The following is a 19259-nucleotide window of genomic DNA, read 5'->3' as shown; positions in this document are numbered from 1 at the left end:
CGGGCGCGCCGGCGTGTCGTGACCACTCGCCGCTGCGCGTGCGGCGTCCCGCCGAGATGACGACGCTCGCCTGGGGAGCGCACCCCGGTCAGAGGCGCGGACTGCCATCTCGGCGCGGGCGGCGGTGTGCGGCGCGGGCGGCGCGGGCGGCGCGGCGCGCGGCGGGGTGCGGGGGATGGGCGGGTCAGCGGGCGGGGTGGGGGGTGAGGGCGGCGGCGTCGCGCAGGAGGCGGGCCGCGTGCACGGGGGTCCGGATCAGCGTGCCGTGGTCGCCGCGGAACACCGACCCGGACGACCCGGGGCCGCCGAGCGCGGCCCAGCTCGCGACGTCCTCGGGCCCGGCGAGCGGGTCGCGGTCGCCGGCGACCGCGACCACCGGGCAGCGCAGCGTCAGGGCGTGCGGGCGGATCGACTCGGCGACGCGCGAGTCCGCGCGCCACACCGACATGAACAGGGCGACCAGCCACTCGTCGTCGAGCACCTCCGCGGGCGCGATCCCGAGCCGCCGGAACCGCGCCACGAAGTCGACGTCGGACAGCGTGGAGGTGCCGCGGTGCTCCCACCGGTCCGGTGCGGCGGCGCCGCCGACGACGAGGGCCCGCACCGTGGCGCCGGCGGCCTCGACGCGGCGGGCCATCTCGGCGGCCATCATCCCGCCGAGGCTGTAGCCGAACAGCACCAGGTCGCCCGCGTCCCGGGTCTCGAGCTCGCGGGCGAGCTGCCCCCACAGGTCGTCGGCCAGCGCCCCGAACGCCGTGTGCGACGGCTCCCGGTGCCGGCGGTCGCGGCCCGGCAGCTCGGGGACGTGCGCGTGGTGCCCGGCGAGCATCGGCAGCAGCGTGCGGTAGCTGGTGACGCCGCCGCCCCCGTACGGGTACAGCGCGAACCAGGCGGCGGGGTCCATACCCGTGGGAGAAGCTCATCGTCACCTCATGGCGTGCGGTCGTGCGGCGGGGACTTCTTCTGACGTGCTGCGCGGGTGCCGCGCGTCGGGTGCGGCGGCCGGCGCGGGTGCCGCGAACAGGTCCGCGAGCAGGGCCTCGTAGTCGGGGAGCGTGCCCGCGGCGGCGTGCGCGCGTGCCCGGGTCACCGGGGCGTGCAGCAGCCGGTTGACGACCCGGTCCAGCGACCTGCGCAGCAGCTCCGCGGTGTCGGCGCCGCCCGCCGTCGCGGTGGCGTGCGCGACGCGGCGGAGCTCGTCCTCGACGGCGGCGGCCGCCCGTTCGCGGAGCGCCTGGATGGTGGGTCCCGCGGTCGCGGCGCGCCGCGCGGCCTCCCACGCGCGGGCGTCGGCCAGGGCCAGCTCCTCGGCGGCGCCGGGGTCCGGGCGGCCGGGGTCCGCGAGGTCCGGCAGGCCCAGGCGCAGCACGCCGGGCAGGTCGCCGACGCCGGTCGGGACGTCGCGGGGCCGGGCCAGGTCGACGTACACCTGCGCCGGGCCCGGTGCCGGGGCCGACGCGGCAGCAGCCGGGGTCCCGACCTGCGCGCCCACGGCCCCCCGGGCGCCCCGCCCCTGCAGGGCGCCCCGCCCCTGCCGGGCGCCCCGGGCGCGCACCGCCGCGGCGGCCGCGTCGAGGCCGACGACGGGCTCGGGCGCGGAGGTCGCGCAGACCACCACGTCGGCGTCGGCGAGCGCGTCGCCGAGGGGCCCGAGGGCGACGGTGCCGCGGACCTCCTCGGCCAGCGTGCGCGCCCGCGCGGCCGTGCGGTTGTGCACGACGACGTCCGCCCCGCGCGCGGCGGCTGCGCGGGCCGCCTCCCGGCCGAGCGTCCCCGCGCCGACGACGAGCACCCGCGCGCCGGGGCCGACGGGGACGCGCGCCGAGGCGAGGTCCAGGGCACGCTGCACCAGGCCCGCGCCGGGCGGGGCGTCGTCGAGCGCGCGGATCCGCCGGCCGGTGCGCAGCGCCTGCTGCACGAGCCGGTCGAGCTCGGTGCCGAGGCGTCCCTGGCGCTGCGCGCGGGCCAGCGCGCACCGGACCTGGTCGACGACGTGCGACTCCCCGACGGTCGCGGACCGCCGGCCGCCGACCACCGCGAACAGGTGCGCGGCGGCCTCGGCCCCGACCCGGGTGCGCAGGTGCCCGGCCGCGACGGCGGCGCCGGCGCGGTCGGTGGCGGTGGTCCAGGCGTCCCGGACCCGTGCGGCGTCGTCAGGCCCGTCGGGGGCCTCGACGTAGACCTCGGTGCGCTGGCAGGTGCTCAGCACGAACACGCCGCGGGCGACGCCGTCGCGCACGAGCGACCGGCTGAGCCGGTCCTGGGCGGCGGGGTCCAGCGCGAGCGCGTCGAGGTGGTCCTCGGTGGCGGACCCGAGCTCGGCCCCCACCATCAGCAGGCTCACCGCTGCTCCGTGCCGGCCGGCCGGAGCTCGACGACGCCCATCCAGGCGCGGCCGGGGACGGGGTGCGTGGCGACGAGGTCCAGGCCGGCCGCGCGACCGAGCGCCGCCAGCTCGCCGACGCCGCGCTCCTGGCCGCCGGTGAACGCGAGCATGCGCAGGTCCATGCGGGGGTCGACGGACTCGCCGTCCCCGCCGACGGCCTCCACGACGAGCAGCCGGTCGTCGGCGCCCATCGCGGCGCGGCAGGTGCCCAGCACCCGGCGGCAGTCGTCGTCGTCCCAGTCGTGCAGCACGGCGCTGAGCACGTACGCGTCGCCGCGCGCGGGCAGCGGGTCGAAGAACGAGCCGACGACCACGTCCGCCCGGTCACGCAGGTCCGCGGCCTCGAAGGTGGCGCGGGCGCGGGCGGCGGGCCCGTCCAGCTCGACGACCACGCCGGTCAGGGCCGGGTGGGCGCGCAGCACGGTCGCGAGCAGCGTGCCGTCCCCGCCGGCGACGTCGACCACGGTGCGGTGCCGGTGCCACGGGTACGCCTCGGCGATCCCGGCGGCGTCCGCCCGGACGTGCCGGCGCATCAGCGCGTCGAACGAGGCGCGCAGGCCGGGGTCCTGGTCCAGGTCGTCCCAGAACCCGCGGCCGTACCGGGCGTCGTAGGCGGACGCGCCGGTGGTCACGGTGTGCAGCAGCTCGACGAACGCCAGGTCGCCCCGGCCGACGCTGCCGCGGATGTCGAGCCAGTCCCGCCGGCCGGCGGGGTGGTCGGCGCGCAGCTCGGCGCCGAGCGCCGTGAGCCGGTAGGTGCCGGGCGTGCCCGGGGCGCCAGCGCGCTCCAGGAGGCCGAGCCACGCCCAGTGCAGCAGCAGCCGCTCGAGCGCGGGCGCGTGGGCGCCGCACCGCTCGGCGACGGCCGTCGCGGTGGTCGCGCCAGCGGCGACGTGGTCGGCGACCCCGAGCGTCGCGCCGACGCGGATGGACATCGGCGTGGCGAGGTCGGCCATCGCCCGCAGCCCCGCCCGTGCGGGCGCCGGTGCGCCAGGGGCTGCGGTCGCCGTCGCGCCAGGCGCAGCGGTCGCCACCTCGCCCGGCGCAGCGGTCGTCGGTGCGGTCCCTCGTGCGGTCACGGTGTCCTCCGCTCCTGGCGGTCGCGCGGCGCGGGGAGCGCCCCGCCCGCCGTGGTGGACGCTAGGTCGGCGCCCGCGGGTCGTCCAGGGCCGGCGGCGGGGTCCGCAACCGGGGAGAGCCCGGCGGCGGCCAGCGCGCGCAGCCGGCGGCGGTCCACCTTGCCGATGCCGGTCAGGGGCAGCGCGTCGACGACGAGCACCTGCCGGGGCGTCTTGTACCCGGCGAGCCCGCGGTCCCGCAGGTGCGTCGCGACGTCCTCCAGCGTGACCGCGAGACCGGTGGTGACCACGACCGCGCACACCTCCTCGCCGTAGACCCGGTCGGGCACCCCGACGACCGCGCAGTCCGTGACGCCGTCGAGGTCGCGGAGCAGGTCCTCGACCTCGGCGGCGACGATCTTCTCCCCACCCCGGTTGACGGTGTCCCCGGTGCGGCCCTGGACCACGATCCGGCCGTCGGGTCGGCGCACCACCAGGTCGCCGGTGATGTAGCGGCCGTCGGCGGTGAAGGCCCGCGCGTCGACCTCGGGGGACCGGTAGTAGCCGCGCACCGTGTACGGGCCGCGGACGGTCAGCGTGCCGACCTCCCCGTCGGGGACCTCGGCGCCGTCGTCGTCGACGACCCGCAGCTCGTCGAGCGGGCTGAGCGGCCGGCCCTGGGTGGTGCGGCGGACGTCCGTCGGGTCGTCGACCCGGGTGACGCAGGTCAGGCCCTCGGACATCCCGTAGACCTGCTGGACCACGCACCCGAGGTGCCGTTCGGCGGCGGCGGCGAGCTCGGGCGGGAGGTACGCCGCGCCGCTCTGCACCAGGACCAGCGACGGTGCGGCGTCCGGCTCGGTGTCGAGGTGGTCGACCCACCGCTGCAGGATCGCGGGGACCACGCTGGTGGCGGTGGCCCGGTGCCGGGCGGCGATCGGCAGGGCGGTCTCGGGCGCCGGCGACGGACTGAGCACCACGGTGCCGCCGGAGAGCAGGGTGCCCAGGACCCCGGGCCCGGTGTTCGCGAAACCGTGCCCGACCGGCAGCACCACCAGGTAGGTGCTCGTGCGGTCGAACCGGGCGGCGGCGCACGCGGCCCGCAGCATCGCGCCGAGGTCGTTGTGGGTGCGGGGCACGATCTTCGAGGCGCCGGTCGTGCCGCCGGAGGGGATGAGGACGGCGACCGCGTCGGCGGACGGCGGGCCGTCCACCACCAGCGGGGCGTCCTGGGCGGCGCCGCGCGCCAGGTCCGTGAAGGGGACCGAGCCCGCCCGGGCCGGCTCGCCGACGACGACCACGTGCTCCAGCACCGGCGCCTGGGCGCGCACCTCGTGCGCGAGCGCCTCGGAGTCGAACCCGCGGTGCACCGCCGCCGTGACCAGCGCGCGGGCACCGCAGTGCCGGACGAACGCGCCGAGCTCGCGTTCCCGGTGCTGCGGCAGTGCCCACACGGGCACGACCCCCGCGGCGAGGCAGGCCAGCGTGGTGAGCACCGCCTCGGCCTGGTTGGGCAGCTGGACCACCAGGCGGTCGCCGACGTCGAGCAGCGTGCGCAGGCCGGCGGCGAGCGCCTCGACCTCCACGACCAGCTCGGCGTACGTCCACGCCCGGTCGCCGTCGACCAGCGCGGGCCGGGTCGCGACCTGCGTGGCGGCGTCGACCAGCAGCGCGAACAGCGTGTCGTCGGTCCACGTGCCGGAGCGGCGGTAGGCCGCGGCGACGTCGGACGGCCAACCCGGCGCGGCCGGGGGTGCGTCAGCAGTCACGGGCGGGTCCTCCTCGGGTCGGTCGGTGTCATCGCACGTCATGAGGTGCGGACGCCCTGGTGGCGTCAGGAGACTCGTCGCAGCGACTCGAACCTATGGAGCCCGGACGTCGGCGGAGTCTTCGGAGTTGCTGGCACCCAGCACTGCGCCGACAGCCGGGCACGGACGGAAGGACAGGTCCTTGAGTCACTCCCAGGACAACGAGAACGCGATCGCGATCATCGGGATGAGCTGCCGGTTCGCCCCCGACCTGACGTCGCCGGCGGCGCTGTGGGCGGCGCTGCTCGCCGGGCGCTCGGCCGTCGGCCCGATGCCGCCGAAGCGGTGGCGGGCGTACGCGGACGCCTCGCCCGAGGCCACGGCGGTGCTGCGCGGCACGACCCTGCTCGGCTCCTACCTCGACGACATCGAGGGGTTCGACGCGGAGTTCTTCGGCATCACGCCCAAGGAGGCCGCGTACCTCGACCCGCAGCAGCGGTTCATGCTCGAGCTGACCTGGGAGGCGCTGGTCGACGCGGGCATCCCGCCGACCTCGCTGCGCGGCTCCGACACCGGGGTGTACGCGGCGGTCAACTCCACCGACTACGGGCGCCGGCTGCTGGAGGACATGGCGCTGACCGGCCCGTACGCGGTGAACGGCACGACGGACTACGGCATCGCCAACCGGGTGTCGTACCTGCTGGACACCCGCGGCCCGAGCATGGCGGTGAACACCGCGTGCGCCGCGTCGCTGACCGCGGTGCACGTCGCCTGCCAGGGGCTGCGCGAGGGGGAGACGTCGCTGGCGGTCGTCGGCGGGCTCAACCTGATCTCGACGCCCGCGCTGAACGTCGCGCTCGAGGGCGCCGGCGCCCTCGCGCCCGACGGCCGCAGCAAGGCCTACGACGCAGCCGCCGACGGGTACGGCCGTGGCGAGGGTGCGGGCGTGCTCGTGCTCAAGCGGGTCGCGGACGCGGTGCGGGACGGCGACCCGGTGCTCGCCGTGGTGCGCGCCAGCGGCGTGTTCCAGGACGGCCGGTCCGAGGGGATGATGGCGCCGAACGCGGACGCCCAGGCCCACATGCTGCGCACGGTCTACCGGCGCGCGGGCATCGACCCGGCCACGGTCGGGTACGTCGAGGCGCACGGGACGGGGACGCCCACGGGCGACGCGGCCGAGCTGGACGCGCTGGCGCGGGTCGTCGGCGCCGACCGCGAGCAGCCGTGCGTGGTCGGCTCGGTGAAGCCGAACATCGGCCACGTCGAGGGCGGCTCGGGCATGGCCGGGATCATCAAGGTGGTGCTGGCGCTGCGCAACGGCGTCATCCCGCCGACCGTGCACGAGCACGCCACGACGGTCACCGACTGGGCGACCAACGGGCTGCGGCTCGCCGACGGACCGCTCCCCTGGGCCCGGGGCGACGCGCCCCGGCGCGCGGGGGTGTCGAACTACGGCGTCGGCGGGACGATCGCGCACCTGGTGCTCGAGGAGGCGCCGGCGACCGCCGTGGCGCCCACCAGCACCGACGACGCCCCGGCGCGGGCCGTGGTGCCGGTGTCGTCGGCGACGGCCGCCGGCGTCCGCGCGCTCGCGGGCCGGACCGCCGCGTGGCTGACGGAGCACCGGCCGGACGTCGCCGACGTGCGGCACACCCTGCGGTCGCGGCGTTCGCACCTGCCGGAGCGGGTCGTGGTCCTCGCGGCCGACGTGCCCGACGTGGCCCGGGCGCTCGCGGCGGCGGGGCGCGGCGACGCGGACCCGGACGTGGTCACCGGGCGCGCGGTCGGCGGCGCGGAGCAGGGGCCGGTCTGGGTGTTCTCCGGGCACGGGTCGCAGTGGGAGGGGATGGGCCGGGCGCTGCTCGACGTCGACCCGGCGTTCACCGCGGAGGTCGACGCGCTCGCGCCGGTCTACGTCGAGGAGCTCGGCTGGACGCCGCGGCAGCAGCTCGAGCGCGGCGGCCCGTGGACGACGTCGGAGGTGCAGGCGCTCACGTTCGCGGTCCAGGCGGCGCTCGCCGCGACCTGGCGCGCGCACGGCGTGACGCCGGCGGCGGTGATCGGGCACTCCGTCGGGGAGATCGCCGCGGCGCACGCCGCCGGGGTGCTCGACCGGGACGCCGCGGCGCGGTTCGCGTGCCGCCGAGCCCGGGCGCTCGACGCGGTCGCCGGCACCGGTGCGATGGTGATGGTCGGGCTCGGGTTCGCCGACGTCCGCGCGCGGCTGGTCGACGTCGTCGGCGCGGTCGCCGCCATCGAGGCGTCCCCGACCTCGACGGTCGTCTCCGGGGAGGCCGACGCGGTCGCCGCGGTCGCCGCCGCGTGGGAGGCCGAGGGCGTCGGCGTGCGCCGGGTCGCCACGGACCTCGCGTTCCACAGCCCGCTGGTCGAGCCCGTGCTCGCGGAGGTCGTGGAGGCGGCGGGCGCCCTGCACCCGGTGCCGGCGACGGTCCCGCTGTACAGCACGGCGCTGGACGACCCGCGGTCGGACGCGCCGCGGGACGCCGCGTACTGGGGTCGGAACCTGCGGGCCCCGGTCCGGTTCGCGGGCGCGGTCGCCGCGGCGCTGGACGACGGCTACCGCGTGTTCGTGGAGGTGTCGACGCACCCGGTGGTGACGCACTCGCTCGCGGAGGTCGCCGAGGCCCGGGGCGTCGAGGTCGCGGCGCTGGGCACGGTCCGGCGCGGCGCGGACGGGCCCGACGACGTGCTGCGTGCGGTCGCGACGCTGTACTGCGCGGGCGTGACCCCGGCCTGGGGCACCGGCGCGGGCGCCGGCACCAGCACCGGCACGGCCACCGAGCCCGGCGCGCTGCTCGCGCTGCCCGGCGTGGTCTGGCAGCACCGGCCGTACTGGCTGTTCGAGGACGCGCCCCGCACGGGGTCCGGGGCGGGGCACGACCCGGCCGCGCACGACCTGCTCGGCGGCGCGTACGCGGTCGGCGGCGTGCCCGCGCGGCAGGTCTGGCAGACCCGGCTGGACCTCGGCACCCGCCCGTACCCGCTGGACCACACCCTCGACGGCGTGGAGGTCACCCCCGCCGCCTCGATCCTCAACTCGTTCCTCAAGACCGCCGGCAGCCCGGACGACGTGGTGCTGCGCGACGTCGTGCTCCGGACCCCGCTCGCGGTCGAGCCGCCGCGCACGGTGCAGATCGTCCGCGAGGGGCGGGGCATCTCGCTGTCGTCCCGGGTCGCGGCCGACGACGAGGGCGGTGACGACAGCTGGATCCTGCACGCGACCGCGGTGCTGGAGCCGGCGCGGGCACCGCTCACCGGCCGGGTGGACGCCGACGCGCTGCGTGCCCGCCTGCCGCTCGGGGACTGGCAGCGCCTGGACGCGATGTTCCACAACATGGGGGTCGGCGGCTACGCGTTCGGCTGGGACCTGGACGAGCTGCACCGCTCGGACGCCGAGCAGCTCGCGGTCCTCACGCTCGTGGACGACGACGGCGCCCCGCACGGCGACGGCTCGCCGACCTCGTGGGCGCACGTCGTGGACGGCGCGCTGACCATCAGCGCCACGCTGGTCACCCCGGTCGACGCGCAGACCCTGTGGATGTCCCGGGCCATCGCGGACGTCGCGGTGACCGGGGAGCCGCCCGCGCGGATCCTCGTGCACACCCGGCGGTCCCCGGGTTCGCCGCACGACAGCGTGGACGTGGACGTGGCGGGCCCCGACGGGCGCGTCGTCGCCCGGGTGCACGGCCTCGCGTTCAGCGACGTCGAGCGGATCGGCGCCGCGCAGCCCACCGAGCTCGTGCACGAGGTCGTCTGGCGCGAGCTGCCCGGCGCGACGGCGGCCGCGGTCCCGGCGGCGGTCACCGTGGTCGGCGACGGCTCGCGCGCGGCGGGGGTCGTCGCGGCGCTGGACCGCGCGGGCGTGCGGGTGGTCGCGGCGGACGGGCCGGTCCCGGCGGAGGTGGTGCTGCTGGTCGCGGCGCCGGAGCCGGTCACCGCGCCGGAGGCGACCGCGGGCCTGGTGCAGCGGACCGTCGACGCGCTGCTCGGCACGCTGGACGCCGCGCCGGCCGGGGTGTCGCCGCGGGTGTGGGTGCTGACCGAGGGCGTGCGCGACCCGGACGGCGTCGACCAGGTGGCGCAGGCCGCCGCGTGGGGCCTCGGCCGGATCGTCGCCGGGGAGCACCCGCAGGCGTGGGGCGGTGTCGTCGACGTCCCGTCGGTGGCCGACCTGGCCGGTGCGGCGCTCGCCCGGGTGCTGGGCGGCGCGGCGGGGCAGGAGGACGTCATCCACATCGCGTCCGACGGCACGGCCACGGTCCCGCGGCTCGCGCGGATCACCCGGTCCGCGGACGCGGAGCCGCTGCGGTGCACCCCGGCGGGGACGGTGCTCGTCACCGGCGGCCTGGGTGCGCTCGGGCTCGAGGCGGCGCAGTGGCTCGTCGCCCGCGGTGCCCGGCGCGTGGTGCTGCTCGGCCGGCGGGGGCTGCCGCCGCGCGACCGGTGGGCCGACCTGACGGACCCGCACGAGCGGCGGGCGGCCCAGGCCGTGCGGGCGCTCGAGGCAGCGGGGGTGTCGGTCCGGGTCGCGTCGGTCGACGTCGCCGACGCCGGGGCGCTGCGCGCGTTCGTCGCGGCGCACGACGCCGAGCACCCGCCGATCACGGGCATCGTGCACGCGGCCGGGGGCGTCGACGACGCCCTGGTGGACGCGATGACCGAGGCCGGGGTGCGGCACGTGCTCAGCGCGAAGGCGCTCGGCGCCTGGCACCTGCACGAGCTGTTCCCGCCGGGGTCGCTCGACTTCTTCGTGGCGTTCTCGTCGTGCGGCCAGCTGGCCCGGCTGTCCGGCCAGGGCGCGTACGCCGCCGCGAACTCGTTCCTCGACGCGCTGGTGCAGGTGCGCCACCGGGCCGGGGAGCGCGGTGCGGTGTCGCTGGCGTGGACGTCGTGGCGCGGTCTCGGGCTGTCCGCGGGGCTGACGACCACGATGGTCGAGGGCACGATGCGGGGCCTCGACGCGGTGTCCGCGAGCGAGGCGCTGGCGGCGTGGACCTTCGCCGACCGGTTCGCCGGGCCGTACAAGGCCGTGCTGCGGACCCTGCCGGTCGCCCCCGGGCTGCCGGTGCCGCCGATGTTCCGCGACCTGGAGCACGACACCGCCGACCCGGCCGCGTCCGACATCTACCGGCTGGACGCGGCCCTCCCGCCCGCGCAGGCCCGCGCCGAGGTCACCGACCTCGTGCACGCGGTCGTCGCGGCCGAGCTGCGGCTCGACCCGGCCGACCTCGGCTACCGGCGGCCGCTGGTCGAGATGGGCGTCGACTCCGTGATGGCGGTCGCCCTGCGCGCGCGCCTGCAGCGCCGGTTCGCGCTCGAGTTCCCGTCGACGATCCTCTGGGCCAAGCCGACGGTGCACGACCTCGGGGCGTACGTGCACGAGGTGCTGCACGACGCCCCCGAGCTGACCGAGCCGCTGGCCGGCTGACGCCCGACGACCACCGCCCACCCGCACCAGGAAGAAGGACGTGACCATGACCACCACCACGACGCAGCACACCGACCAGGCGCTCCCGGAGGCGTGGGCCCCGCTCGCGGCCGTCCCCCGCCGGATCATCGAGGCGTGGGCGGCGCACGACGCCGACGCGTTCGCCGACGTGTTCACCGAGGACGGGACGATGATCCTGCCCGGGGCGTTCGCCACGGGCCGGACCGCGATCCGCGAGTTCATGGGCCGGGCGTTCGCCGGCCCCTACGCCGGGACCCGGGTCACCGGCACCCCGTTCCAGGTCCGCAGCCTGAGCGAGGACACCGCGATCATGCTGACCGAGGGCGGCGTGGCGAAGGCCGGCGCCGACGGCGTCGCCGAGGGGGACGCCGTCCGCGCCTCGTGGCTCCTGGTCCGGCGGGGCGACGAGTGGAAGCTGGCGGCGTACCAGAACAGCCCTCGCCGTTGAGGGAGCCCAGCCCGGGCGTCGGGCCGGTCGTCCTCACCCGAGGAGGACCGGCCCGCACCCGTGCCGGCGGCGCCCCGGGGGAGCGGATCACCGACTTCGGCCGGCAGGTGCACGCGCGCCCGGCGGTCGTCTACGCACCCCGGACCGCCGCCCAGGCCGCGGACGCGGTGGTCGAGGCGGCGGCGAGCGGGCGGGTGGTGGTGCCGCGCGGCCGCGGGCACAGCGTCGACGGCCAGACGGTCGTCGAGGGCTCGGCGCTGCTCGACCTCAGCCGGTCCCGCGCCGTGCACGAGGTCACGCCGGTCGAGGTGACCGTGGACGCCGGTGCCACCTGGCGCGACGTGCTGGCCGCGACGCTGCCGCGCGGGCTGGCCCCGGTGGTCGTCCCCGACTTCCTGGACCTGACCGTCGGCGGCACGGTGTCGGTCGGCGGGATCAGCGGGATCAGCCACCGGTACGGGACGGCCGCGGACCACGTGCGGCGGGCCGTCGTGGTCGGCGCGGACGGCGTCCCGCTCGACCTGGTGCGCGGCGACGCGCTGCTCGACCGGGTGCTCACCGGGCAGGGTCGGTACGGCGTGCTCGTCAGGGTGACCCTGGCGCTGCGGGAGGTCCCGGGGCGGGTGCGGCGCTCGGACATCGTCACCGGCACGCTCGCGGACCACGTCGACGTCCAGCGGCGGCTGCTGGACACCGGCGCGGTGCACTGGCTCGAGGGCACCGCGGTCCGTGGCCCGGACGGCGCGCTGAGCTGGACGACGCGGCTGGCGCAGCCGGAGGACCTGGACGCCTCGGCGCTGATGATGGACCGCACCCGGGGCTGGTCCGACTTCCCCGACTTCCTCGAGCGCGCGGACCGGGTGGTCCGGGGGGAGCAGGAGGCGGGCCGGTGGGCCCGGGACGCGCACCCGCGGCTGCAGACGATCCTGCCGCTCGAGGAGGGGCGCCGGGTGGTCGACGAGCTGCTGGCGCGCACGCCCGCCGAGCCGCTCGGCCCGGGAGGCGCCATCATGGTCTACGTGACCCTGGCGGACGCCCTGCGGCGGCTCGCGGTCCGCGGCGACGCGGGCGGTCACGCCCTGGTGGTCGGCTGGCAGCGGACCGCTCCGTGCGGCGACGAGGCCGCGCTGGCGCGCATGCAGGAGGCCAACCGCCGGGTCGCCGCGCTCACCGCCGAGGTCGGCGGGGTGCTCTACGGCGCCGGCCGCGCGGTCGGTGCCGACGGCTCCCGGCCGCGGGGCACCTCAGGAGAACTGCCGGGCGGGGGTGCGGTGCGAGGCTCGACCGACGCCCGATGACGCCCGCCGACCGCCCGCCGAGGAGCCCGCCCTGATGTCCGCGACGACCGTCCCCGCCCGCCGGGCCGCGCTGCGCCCGGCCGCCGCCGTCCGCACCGGGCTGCGCACCGGCGGCATGGTGCTGCTCGAGGCCCGGCCCAAGGTGCTCGCGATCGGCGGCATCCGCTACCTCACGGGCGCCCTGCTCAGCGGTGGCGTGGTGCTGTCGTCGGACACGCTGACCGGTCTGGTCGCCTGGGTGCTGGTCACCACGTCCGTGTACGTGCTGAACGGCGTCACGGACGTCGGGCCGGACCGGGTCAACGGCTCGCGCCGCCCGCTCGCCTCCGGCCGGCTCCCCGTGCGGGTGGCCCGCGCCGCGGTGGCCGCGTGCGCGGTCGCGGCGGTGCTGCTCAGCGTCGTGGTGTCCTGGGGCTTCGCGCTGCACCTCGTGGTCGCGCTGCTGCTCGGGGTCCGCTACTCCTCCGGGCGCCGGCCCGCGAAGGCGAGCTCGGCGGCGGCGTCGGTCGTCGTCGTGCTCGGCGGCCTCATCACGTACCACGCCGGCCTCATCGCCGCGGGCGGGCACATCACGGTGCCGTACCTCGTGTTCTCCACGTGCCTGTCGCTGTGGATGGGCGTGGGCGCGGTGCTCAAGGACCTGACCGACATCGACGGCGACCGCGCCGCGGCCCGCGCGACGCTCGCCGTCCGGTACGGGCCGGCGCCGGCCGCCGGGCTGGCGTGGGTCGCGGCGGTGCTGATCACGACCGCGCTCGTCGTCGCGACCACCGGACCGCACCCCCTGGCGGGGCACCTGCGGCTGCCCTCGGCGGCCATGATCGCCGGCACCGTGTGGCTCGGTGTGACGTGCGCTAGCGTGGCGCTCCGGACGCGTTGGGCGTACCGCGTCTTCATGTACACGCAGTTCGCCGCCCACGGATCACTGGTGCCGTTGTACTGAAGAGAGTCGCGGGGACACGTTGGCAGAAGCGGATCAGGTCGTCGGCCTCGCCAGCCTGCGCGCCTTCGTGCACCGGTCCCGCCCGGACATCGTGGCCGCGTACGGCGCCGGTCTGCGGGCCGCGGACAACCCGCTCGGGCGGACGTCCGACGCGGACCTCCAGGAGGTCGTGGGGCCGCTGCTCGACGTGCTCGCCCGGCCCGGTGCCGCGCGGGACTCCGTCGGCGAGGACGTCGGCCGGTCGCGCGCGATCCAGCAGGTCAACCCCGTCCACTCCCTCGAGGCCGCGTCGGTCCTGTACGACGTCACCGCGGACGTGGTGGTCCGCGGCGCCGCCGAGCGCGGGGTCCCCGCCGCCGACCTCGCCCAGCTGCTGCGCGAGCTGCACGCGGTGATCCTGCACCGGGTCGGGGAGGCCGCGATCCCGTACGCCGGCGTGCTGCTCGGCCAGATCTCGCAGGCGCACGCCGCCGAGCGCGCCCGCATCGCCCGGGACCTGCACGACCGCTCGGCCCACGCGCTCGCCCTGGCGTTCCAGCAGCTCGAGATCCGGCGGATCCGGGTCGAGCGCGGCGACGCCGAGGGCGCCGAGGACTGCCTCGACGTGCTGCGCGCCCAGCTCGAGGACGCCGCGGAGATGATCCGGACGCTCGCGCAGGACCTCGGCAGCGACCACACCCGCGACGGCCTGGCGCCGGCGCTGCGCGACTACGTGGCGGCCTCGGGCGCGGACCGGGTCACGCTGCTGGTCGACGACGCGCCGGCGGTGGCCGCGGTCCCGGCGTGGGTGCGCGAGCAGGCGTTCCTGTCGATCCGCGAGGCGGTGCGCAACGCGCTGCTGCACTCCGGGTCGGACAGCATCACGGTGCGGGTCGGGGTCCGCAGCGGCACGCTCGTCGTGGTGGTCCGGGACCGCGGCGTCGGGCTGCCGGTCGCGGTCCCGACCGGCGCGACCGCGGCCGACCGCGGCACGTCCGGGTCGGGGCTGCGGTCGATGCGCGAGCGCGTCGAGCAGCTGGGCGGCTCGGCCGTCGTCGAGTCCCGGCCCGGTGCGGGCACCACCGTCGAGCTTGCTGGTGCCGCTGCCGTGAGGGAGCCGGCCGGGGGGCTGACGGTGGTGGTCGCCGACGACCACGTGGTGTTCCGCGAGGGGCTGACGTACATCCTCGACGACGCGGGCTTCCGCGTCGTCGGCACCGCGGGAGACGCGACCACGGCGGCGCACCTGGTCCGGGAGCACCAGCCGGACCTGGCGGTCCTGGACGTGCACATGCCCGGCGGGTCGGCGACCGCGCTGGTGCGGCGGATCCGGCAGGACAGCCCGTCGACCCGGATCGCGATGCTGTCGATGCAGCCGTCCACGCACAAGATCACCGAGCTCGAGGAGCTGGGGATCGCCGCGTACCTGTCGAAGGTGGTGGACGCCGCGACGCTGTGCTCGGTGCTGACGGCGGCGGTGCACAGCTCGGGCGGCGGCGCGATCCGGGTCACGCCCGGCGTGGCGGACGCGGGCTCCCCGCAGGTGTCGCTGCGCGACGGGGACCGCGAGCTTGCTGCTGCACATCGCGGCCGGGCGCAGCAACCGGTGGATCGCGCAGCACCAGTTCGTCTCGGAGGCCACGGTCAAGCGCCGCCTCGCGGACATCTACCGGGAAGCTGGGCGCGTCGACCCGCGCGGGCGCGATCAGCCGCGCGTACCAGCTCGGCCTGATCCGCGAGGAGGGCCGCACGCCCCCCGGCGAGCACTGACGCCCACCGGGGGGTGCGGACCGGTCAGGCGGGCAGGGCCGCGGCGAACCGGCGCAGGTCCTCGACGAACGTCCCGGGGACCTCCATCGGGGCGAAGTGCCCGCCGTCGTGCTCCGCCCAGTGCACGATCCGGCTGAACCCGGGCTCGGCGAACGCGCGGACGGGCGGCGCCGGGTCGTCGCGGTACACGGCGACGCCGAACGGCTTGTCCTGCACCGGCGGGGCGGGCGGCGGCACCGCGGCGGTCGGCAGCAGGGCGGCGTTGTCCGCGTAGAAGTGCGCGGACGACCCGCCGGTCTGGGTGAACCAGGTGATCGAGGCGCTGGTGAGCACCTGCTCGGGGGTCAGCGCGTCGGGCCCGGCGGACCAGGCGTCGTACTTCTCCAGCAGCCAGGCGAGCTGCCCCACGGGGGAGTCGGCGAGCGCGTACGCCAGCGTCTGCGGCCGGCTGGCCTGGAGCGCCATGTACGCCGAGCCCTCGGCCATGAACGCGCCGAGCCGGCCGAGCCGGGCCAGGTCCTGCGGCTCGAGGGCACCCACGGCCGCGGGGTCGCCCGGGGGCGGCGGCGTCACGAGGAAGCTCACGTGCGCGGCGCGCGCCGCGGGGTCCATCGCGAGCAGCACCTGCGTGATCCAGGCGCCGAGGTCGCCGCCGTGCGCCACGTAGCCGTCGTAGCCGAGGCGGCCCATCAGGGTCGCCCACGCGCCGGCGACCCGAGGGATCGTCCAGCCGCCGGTCGTGGGCTTCTGCGAGAAGCCGAAGCCCGGGATGTCGGGGACGACGACGTGGAACGCGTCCTGCGCGGACCCGCCGTGCGCGGTGGGGTCGGTCAGCGGGCCGATGACGTCGAGGTAGTCGGCCGCGCTGCCGGGCCAGCCGTGGGTGAGGACCAGCGGCGTCGCGTCCTCGTGCGGCGAGCGCACGTGGTACGCGTGCACCCGGACGCCGTCGATCTCCTCGACGATCTGCGGGTACGCGTTGAGGCGGTCCTGCACGGCCCGCCAGTCGAGGTCGCGCCAGCGGCCGGCGAGGTCCTGCACCCGCTTGGGCTCGGGGCCGCGCCGGCCGGGCTCCTGGTCCTCGTCGCGCCGGCCGTCGTCCGCCCAGCGCGTCCGGTCCAGCCGGGCGCGCAGGTCGTCGACGGCGGCGTCGGAGATGTCGATCGTGAACGGGTCCATCCCAGCTCCTGGGGGTCGTCGGGGTCACGTGCCTCGGACGCTAGGCCGCCGGCCCCGGCGCGCGGAACGGTCCGCGGCGACCGGAGCACGTGGGGAGTACCCGCGGCGCAGGTGGCGCACGTCAGGAGAGAACGCGGCGGCGACGGCCCGGCAGCGTGGCCCGGGTCAGCACGCACCGTCCCGGGAGGTCCCCTCATGTCCACTGCCACGCACGCGGTCGTCGTCGGCGGCAGCATCGCCGGCCTGCTCGCCGCACGGGTCCTCGCGGACCACGCCGACCAGGTCACCGTCCTCGAGCGCGACGCGACGGACGTCGACGGCGTCCGGCGCGCCGTCCCGCAGGGGCACCACATCCACGCGCTGCTCGCGCGCGGCCACGAGATCCTCGAGGGGCTGTTCCCCGGGTTCACGCAGGACCTGCTCGGCCTGGGCGTGCCGATCCTCGACTTCGGGACCAGCGTCGCGTGGCACCGGGGGCCCGCGCGGTTCCAGCCGGGCCCGGCTGACATGATGTGCGTCGCCGCCGGCCGGCCGCTGCTGGAGAGCTACGTGCGCGGCCGGGTGCTGGCGCTGCCGAACGTGTCCCTCGCGCACGCCGAGGTCGAGGGGCTGGTCCTCGACGCCACGCGGCGTGCCGTCGTCGGCGTGCGGACCCCCGACGGGACCGTGGACGCCGACGTGGTGGTCGACGCGGCGGGCCGGGGGAGCCGGACGGCCACCTGGCTCGAGGACCTCGGGTGCGGCACCGTCACCGAGGACGCCATCGAGATGGACCTGGTCTACACGACCTGCGGGTTCGCCATCGCGCCGGACTTCGACCCGATCGGCGAGGACATCGCGATCGTGTCGACCATGACCCCCGAGCTGCCCCGCGGGATGATCTACGCGCGGCTCACCGACCGGTACGCGCTGTCGCTGAACGGCCTGGGCACCCACGCCCCGCCGCGCGACTGGGAGTCGTTCCTCGCGTTCGTGAAGTCGCTGCCGCTGCCCGACGTGCACCGGTCCGTGCTGTCCGCCGAGCGGATCGAGGACCCGCACTCGTTCCGGTTCCCCGCCAGCACCCGGCGGCGGTACGAGCGGCTCGCGGGCCTGCCCGACGGTCTGGCCGTGGTCGGGGACGCGTTCGCCCGGTTCAACCCGGTGTACGCGCAGGGCATGACCGTCGCGGCGATGGCCGCCGACCGGCTGCGGACCCACCTGGAGGCGACCGACCGGTTCGACGCCCGCCTGTTCGCCCGCCAGCTCAGCCGGGTCGTCGACACGCCCTGGACGCTCGCCGCGGGCGGTGACCTCGGGTTCCCGACGGTCCGCGGCCGGCGCACGCTCGCGACCAGCATGGCGAACCGGTACGTGACCCAGGTGCAGCGCGGGGCGGTGAAGGACCCCGTGGTCGCGAAGGCGTTCCTGCGCGTCGCGGGGCTGCTCGAGGAGCCCGCGAGCCTGTTCCGCCCGACCATCGTCGCCCGCTCGCTCGCCGCCTGACCCGGTCGGGCCCGTGACCCGATCGGGTCAGGCGGGCGACCCGGTCGGGTCACGTCCTGACCCCGGAGGTCCCACGTGGGGGCCAAAGGCTCAACAAGTCCGCGTCCCCGACCTCAGTGTCGGTCGCAGGGGCCCGGCGGACGGGTCCGGACGACCGAGAGGCGGGGGCCATGAACGTCGGGACAGCACAGCAACGGACCGGGGCGCTGCGCCCCGTGGGCCCGCAGCTGGTCGCACCGCGGCCGACGGCGGCGCTGCCGGAGCCGGCCGCGGACGAGTCCGCGATCCGCGCGGCCGTCGACCAGGCGGTGCTCGCGATGCGGGCCGACCTGTTCTGCGGCGCGGGGATCGCGGACATCGCGACCCGGACCTTCTACAGCAAGTTCCACTTCACCCGGGAGTTCTCCCGCCTGATCGGGACGACGCCCCGCCGGTTCCTCGCGGCGCTGCGGATGGAGCGGGCGAGCCGGATCCTGCTCACCACCGGGCTGTCGATCGCGGACGCGGGGACGATGGTCGGGTACTCCAGCGTCGGCACGTTCAGCACGCGGTTCTCGGCCCTGGTCGGGGTGTCGCCCCGGCAGTGGCGCGCATGCGGCGGCCGGCCGGAGCCGGTCGGCGACGTCGAGGGCTGTGCCGGCGGCCAGCTGCGCGGGCACGTCGAGCTCGGCTCCGCGGCCGCCTCGGCGGACTGCGACCTGTTCGTCGGCGCGTTCGAGGACAGCATCGTGCAGGGCCCGCCCGCGGCCGCGGTGCGCCTGACCGGCCCCGGCGCGTTCCAGCTCACCGGCCTGCCGGAGGGCACCTGGACCGTCGCGGTGCTCGCCCGCGTCGCGCACCCGGTGGCCGGGGGCGGCACCCACGTGGAGTGGCTGCGCCAGTCCGCGCCGATGACCGTGTTCCCCGGCCGGCGCACCAGCCAGCTGCCCGCGCGGCTGCGGCTGCGCCCGCAGCACCCGAGCGACCCGCCGGTGCTGCTCGGCGGGACGCACGCCGAGCCGGCCCCGCTCCCGCCGGCCCAGCGCAACCGGGAATACCCCCTGGACATGGTGTTCGACCAGCGTTGAGGCACGGCCGCCAGCGGACCGGACTCGACCCGAAGGAGCTCACGTGCCGACCTTGAAGTCGTTCGCCGCACCCGTCGCGGCGGTGGCCCTCGCGGGCCTGGCCTGGTTGCCCTGGCAGCCCGGCCCCTCCGCGCAGGCCACCGCCGAGGTCGCCGCCGGCGTCTCGTTCACCGCCCACGACCTGCCCGACTCCGACGGGAACCAGGAGCAGCGCACCGTCGCGCCGGCCCTGGAGCACATCCGCCCGTGGATCTCGGCGGTCGGCGCGTCGGTCGGCTCGCTCGACCTGCGGGGCCTGGGCCGACCCGGGGACGCGTGCCTCACCGACCCCCGCGACGACGCCCTGCGGGTGTTCCCCGTCCCGGGCAGCGGCGGCGAGGAGTTCGAGCCGTTCGTGCTGCACCCCGACGGCCTGCGGTGGGACGACA

Annotated in this window: 13 protein-coding genes; 7 read left to right on the top strand and 6 right to left on the bottom strand. The window is 77.3% G+C overall.

Annotated features, from left to right (window positions below):
- Positions 1-184: 184 nt before the first annotated feature.
- The 4 genes from AC1VL8_RS02970 to AC1VL8_RS02955 form a co-directional block, all read right to left on the bottom strand.
- Entirely contained in the window at positions 185-904 is a 720-nt protein-coding gene (locus tag AC1VL8_RS02970) for a thioesterase II family protein (protein ID WP_483074077.1), read from the bottom strand.
- 21 nt (positions 905-925) lie between these two features.
- On the bottom strand, positions 926-2344 hold the full coding sequence (locus AC1VL8_RS02965) for an NAD(P)-dependent oxidoreductase (RefSeq protein ID WP_483074076.1): 1419 nt from the start codon (positions 2342-2344) through the stop codon (positions 926-928).
- Positions 2341-3342: a methyltransferase gene (locus AC1VL8_RS02960; RefSeq protein WP_483074075.1), complete on the bottom strand. Its 1002-nt coding sequence runs from the start codon at positions 3340-3342 to the stop codon at positions 2341-2343. Before AC1VL8_RS02960 ends, AC1VL8_RS02965 begins: the two co-directional genes overlap by 4 nt.
- A gap of 119 nt (positions 3343-3461) precedes the next feature.
- Entirely contained in the window at positions 3462-5213 is a 1752-nt protein-coding gene (locus AC1VL8_RS02955) for a (2,3-dihydroxybenzoyl)adenylate synthase (RefSeq protein ID WP_483074074.1), read from the bottom strand.
- Positions 5214-5394: 181 nt separating this feature from the next.
- Between AC1VL8_RS02955 and AC1VL8_RS02950 the strand changes: the two genes are divergently transcribed.
- Genes AC1VL8_RS02950 through AC1VL8_RS02930 form a run of 5 tightly spaced genes read left to right on the top strand, consistent with a single transcriptional unit; the run spans position 5395 to position 15062 of the window.
- Positions 5395-10641: a type I polyketide synthase gene (locus AC1VL8_RS02950; protein WP_483074073.1), complete on the top strand. Its 5247-nt coding sequence runs from the start codon at positions 5395-5397 to the stop codon at positions 10639-10641.
- Between the two features lie 46 nt (positions 10642-10687).
- Positions 10688-11110: an SgcJ/EcaC family oxidoreductase gene (locus AC1VL8_RS02945; RefSeq protein ID WP_483074072.1), complete on the top strand. Its 423-nt coding sequence runs from the start codon at positions 10688-10690 to the stop codon at positions 11108-11110.
- Positions 11107-12408: an FAD-binding oxidoreductase gene (locus tag AC1VL8_RS02940; RefSeq protein ID WP_483074071.1), complete on the top strand. Its 1302-nt coding sequence runs from the start codon at positions 11107-11109 to the stop codon at positions 12406-12408. The genes AC1VL8_RS02945 and AC1VL8_RS02940 overlap by 4 nt, the downstream gene beginning before the upstream one ends.
- Positions 12409-12442: 34 nt before the next feature.
- The gene (locus tag AC1VL8_RS02935; protein ID WP_483074070.1) at positions 12443-13351 is read left to right on the top strand and encodes a UbiA family prenyltransferase; all 909 of its coding nucleotides are present in this window, start codon (positions 12443-12445) and stop codon (positions 13349-13351) included.
- 19 nt (positions 13352-13370) lie between these two features.
- Positions 13371-15062 carry an ATP-binding response regulator gene (locus AC1VL8_RS02930; protein WP_483074069.1) on the top strand — a complete coding sequence of 564 codons (1692 nt, stop codon included), beginning with the start codon at positions 13371-13373 and terminating at the stop codon, positions 15060-15062.
- A gap of 62 nt (positions 15063-15124) precedes the next feature.
- On the opposite strand, the gene AC1VL8_RS02925 is transcribed toward AC1VL8_RS02930, so the two are convergent.
- Positions 15125-16279 (bottom strand): epoxide hydrolase family protein, encoded by a 1155-nt coding sequence (locus AC1VL8_RS02925; protein ID WP_483074068.1) that lies wholly within the window; start codon positions 16277-16279, stop codon positions 15125-15127.
- Between the two features lie 195 nt (positions 16280-16474).
- On the opposite strand from AC1VL8_RS02925, the gene AC1VL8_RS02920 reads away from it, so the two are divergent.
- Both AC1VL8_RS02920 and AC1VL8_RS02915 read left to right on the top strand, forming a co-directional pair.
- Positions 16475-17764, top strand: a complete 1290-nt coding sequence (locus AC1VL8_RS02920) for an FAD-dependent oxidoreductase (protein ID WP_483074067.1) — start codon at positions 16475-16477, stop codon at positions 17762-17764.
- Between the two features lie 215 nt (positions 17765-17979).
- Positions 17980-18831 carry a helix-turn-helix domain-containing protein gene (locus AC1VL8_RS02915; RefSeq protein WP_483074066.1) on the top strand — a complete coding sequence of 284 codons (852 nt, stop codon included), beginning with the start codon at positions 17980-17982 and terminating at the stop codon, positions 18829-18831.
- 39 nt (positions 18832-18870) lie between these two features.
- On the opposite strand, the gene AC1VL8_RS02910 is transcribed toward AC1VL8_RS02915, so the two are convergent.
- A complete protein-coding gene (locus AC1VL8_RS02910) occupies positions 18871-19002 on the bottom strand; it encodes a hypothetical protein (RefSeq protein ID WP_483074065.1) in 132 nt (43 codons plus the stop codon).
- Positions 19003-19259: the final 257 nt, after the last annotated feature.

This window comes from Cellulomonas sp. KU4C (assembly GCF_056868065.1).
Note: the sequence above shows the minus strand (reverse complement) of the source record. Positions and strands in the feature narration are given on the sequence as shown.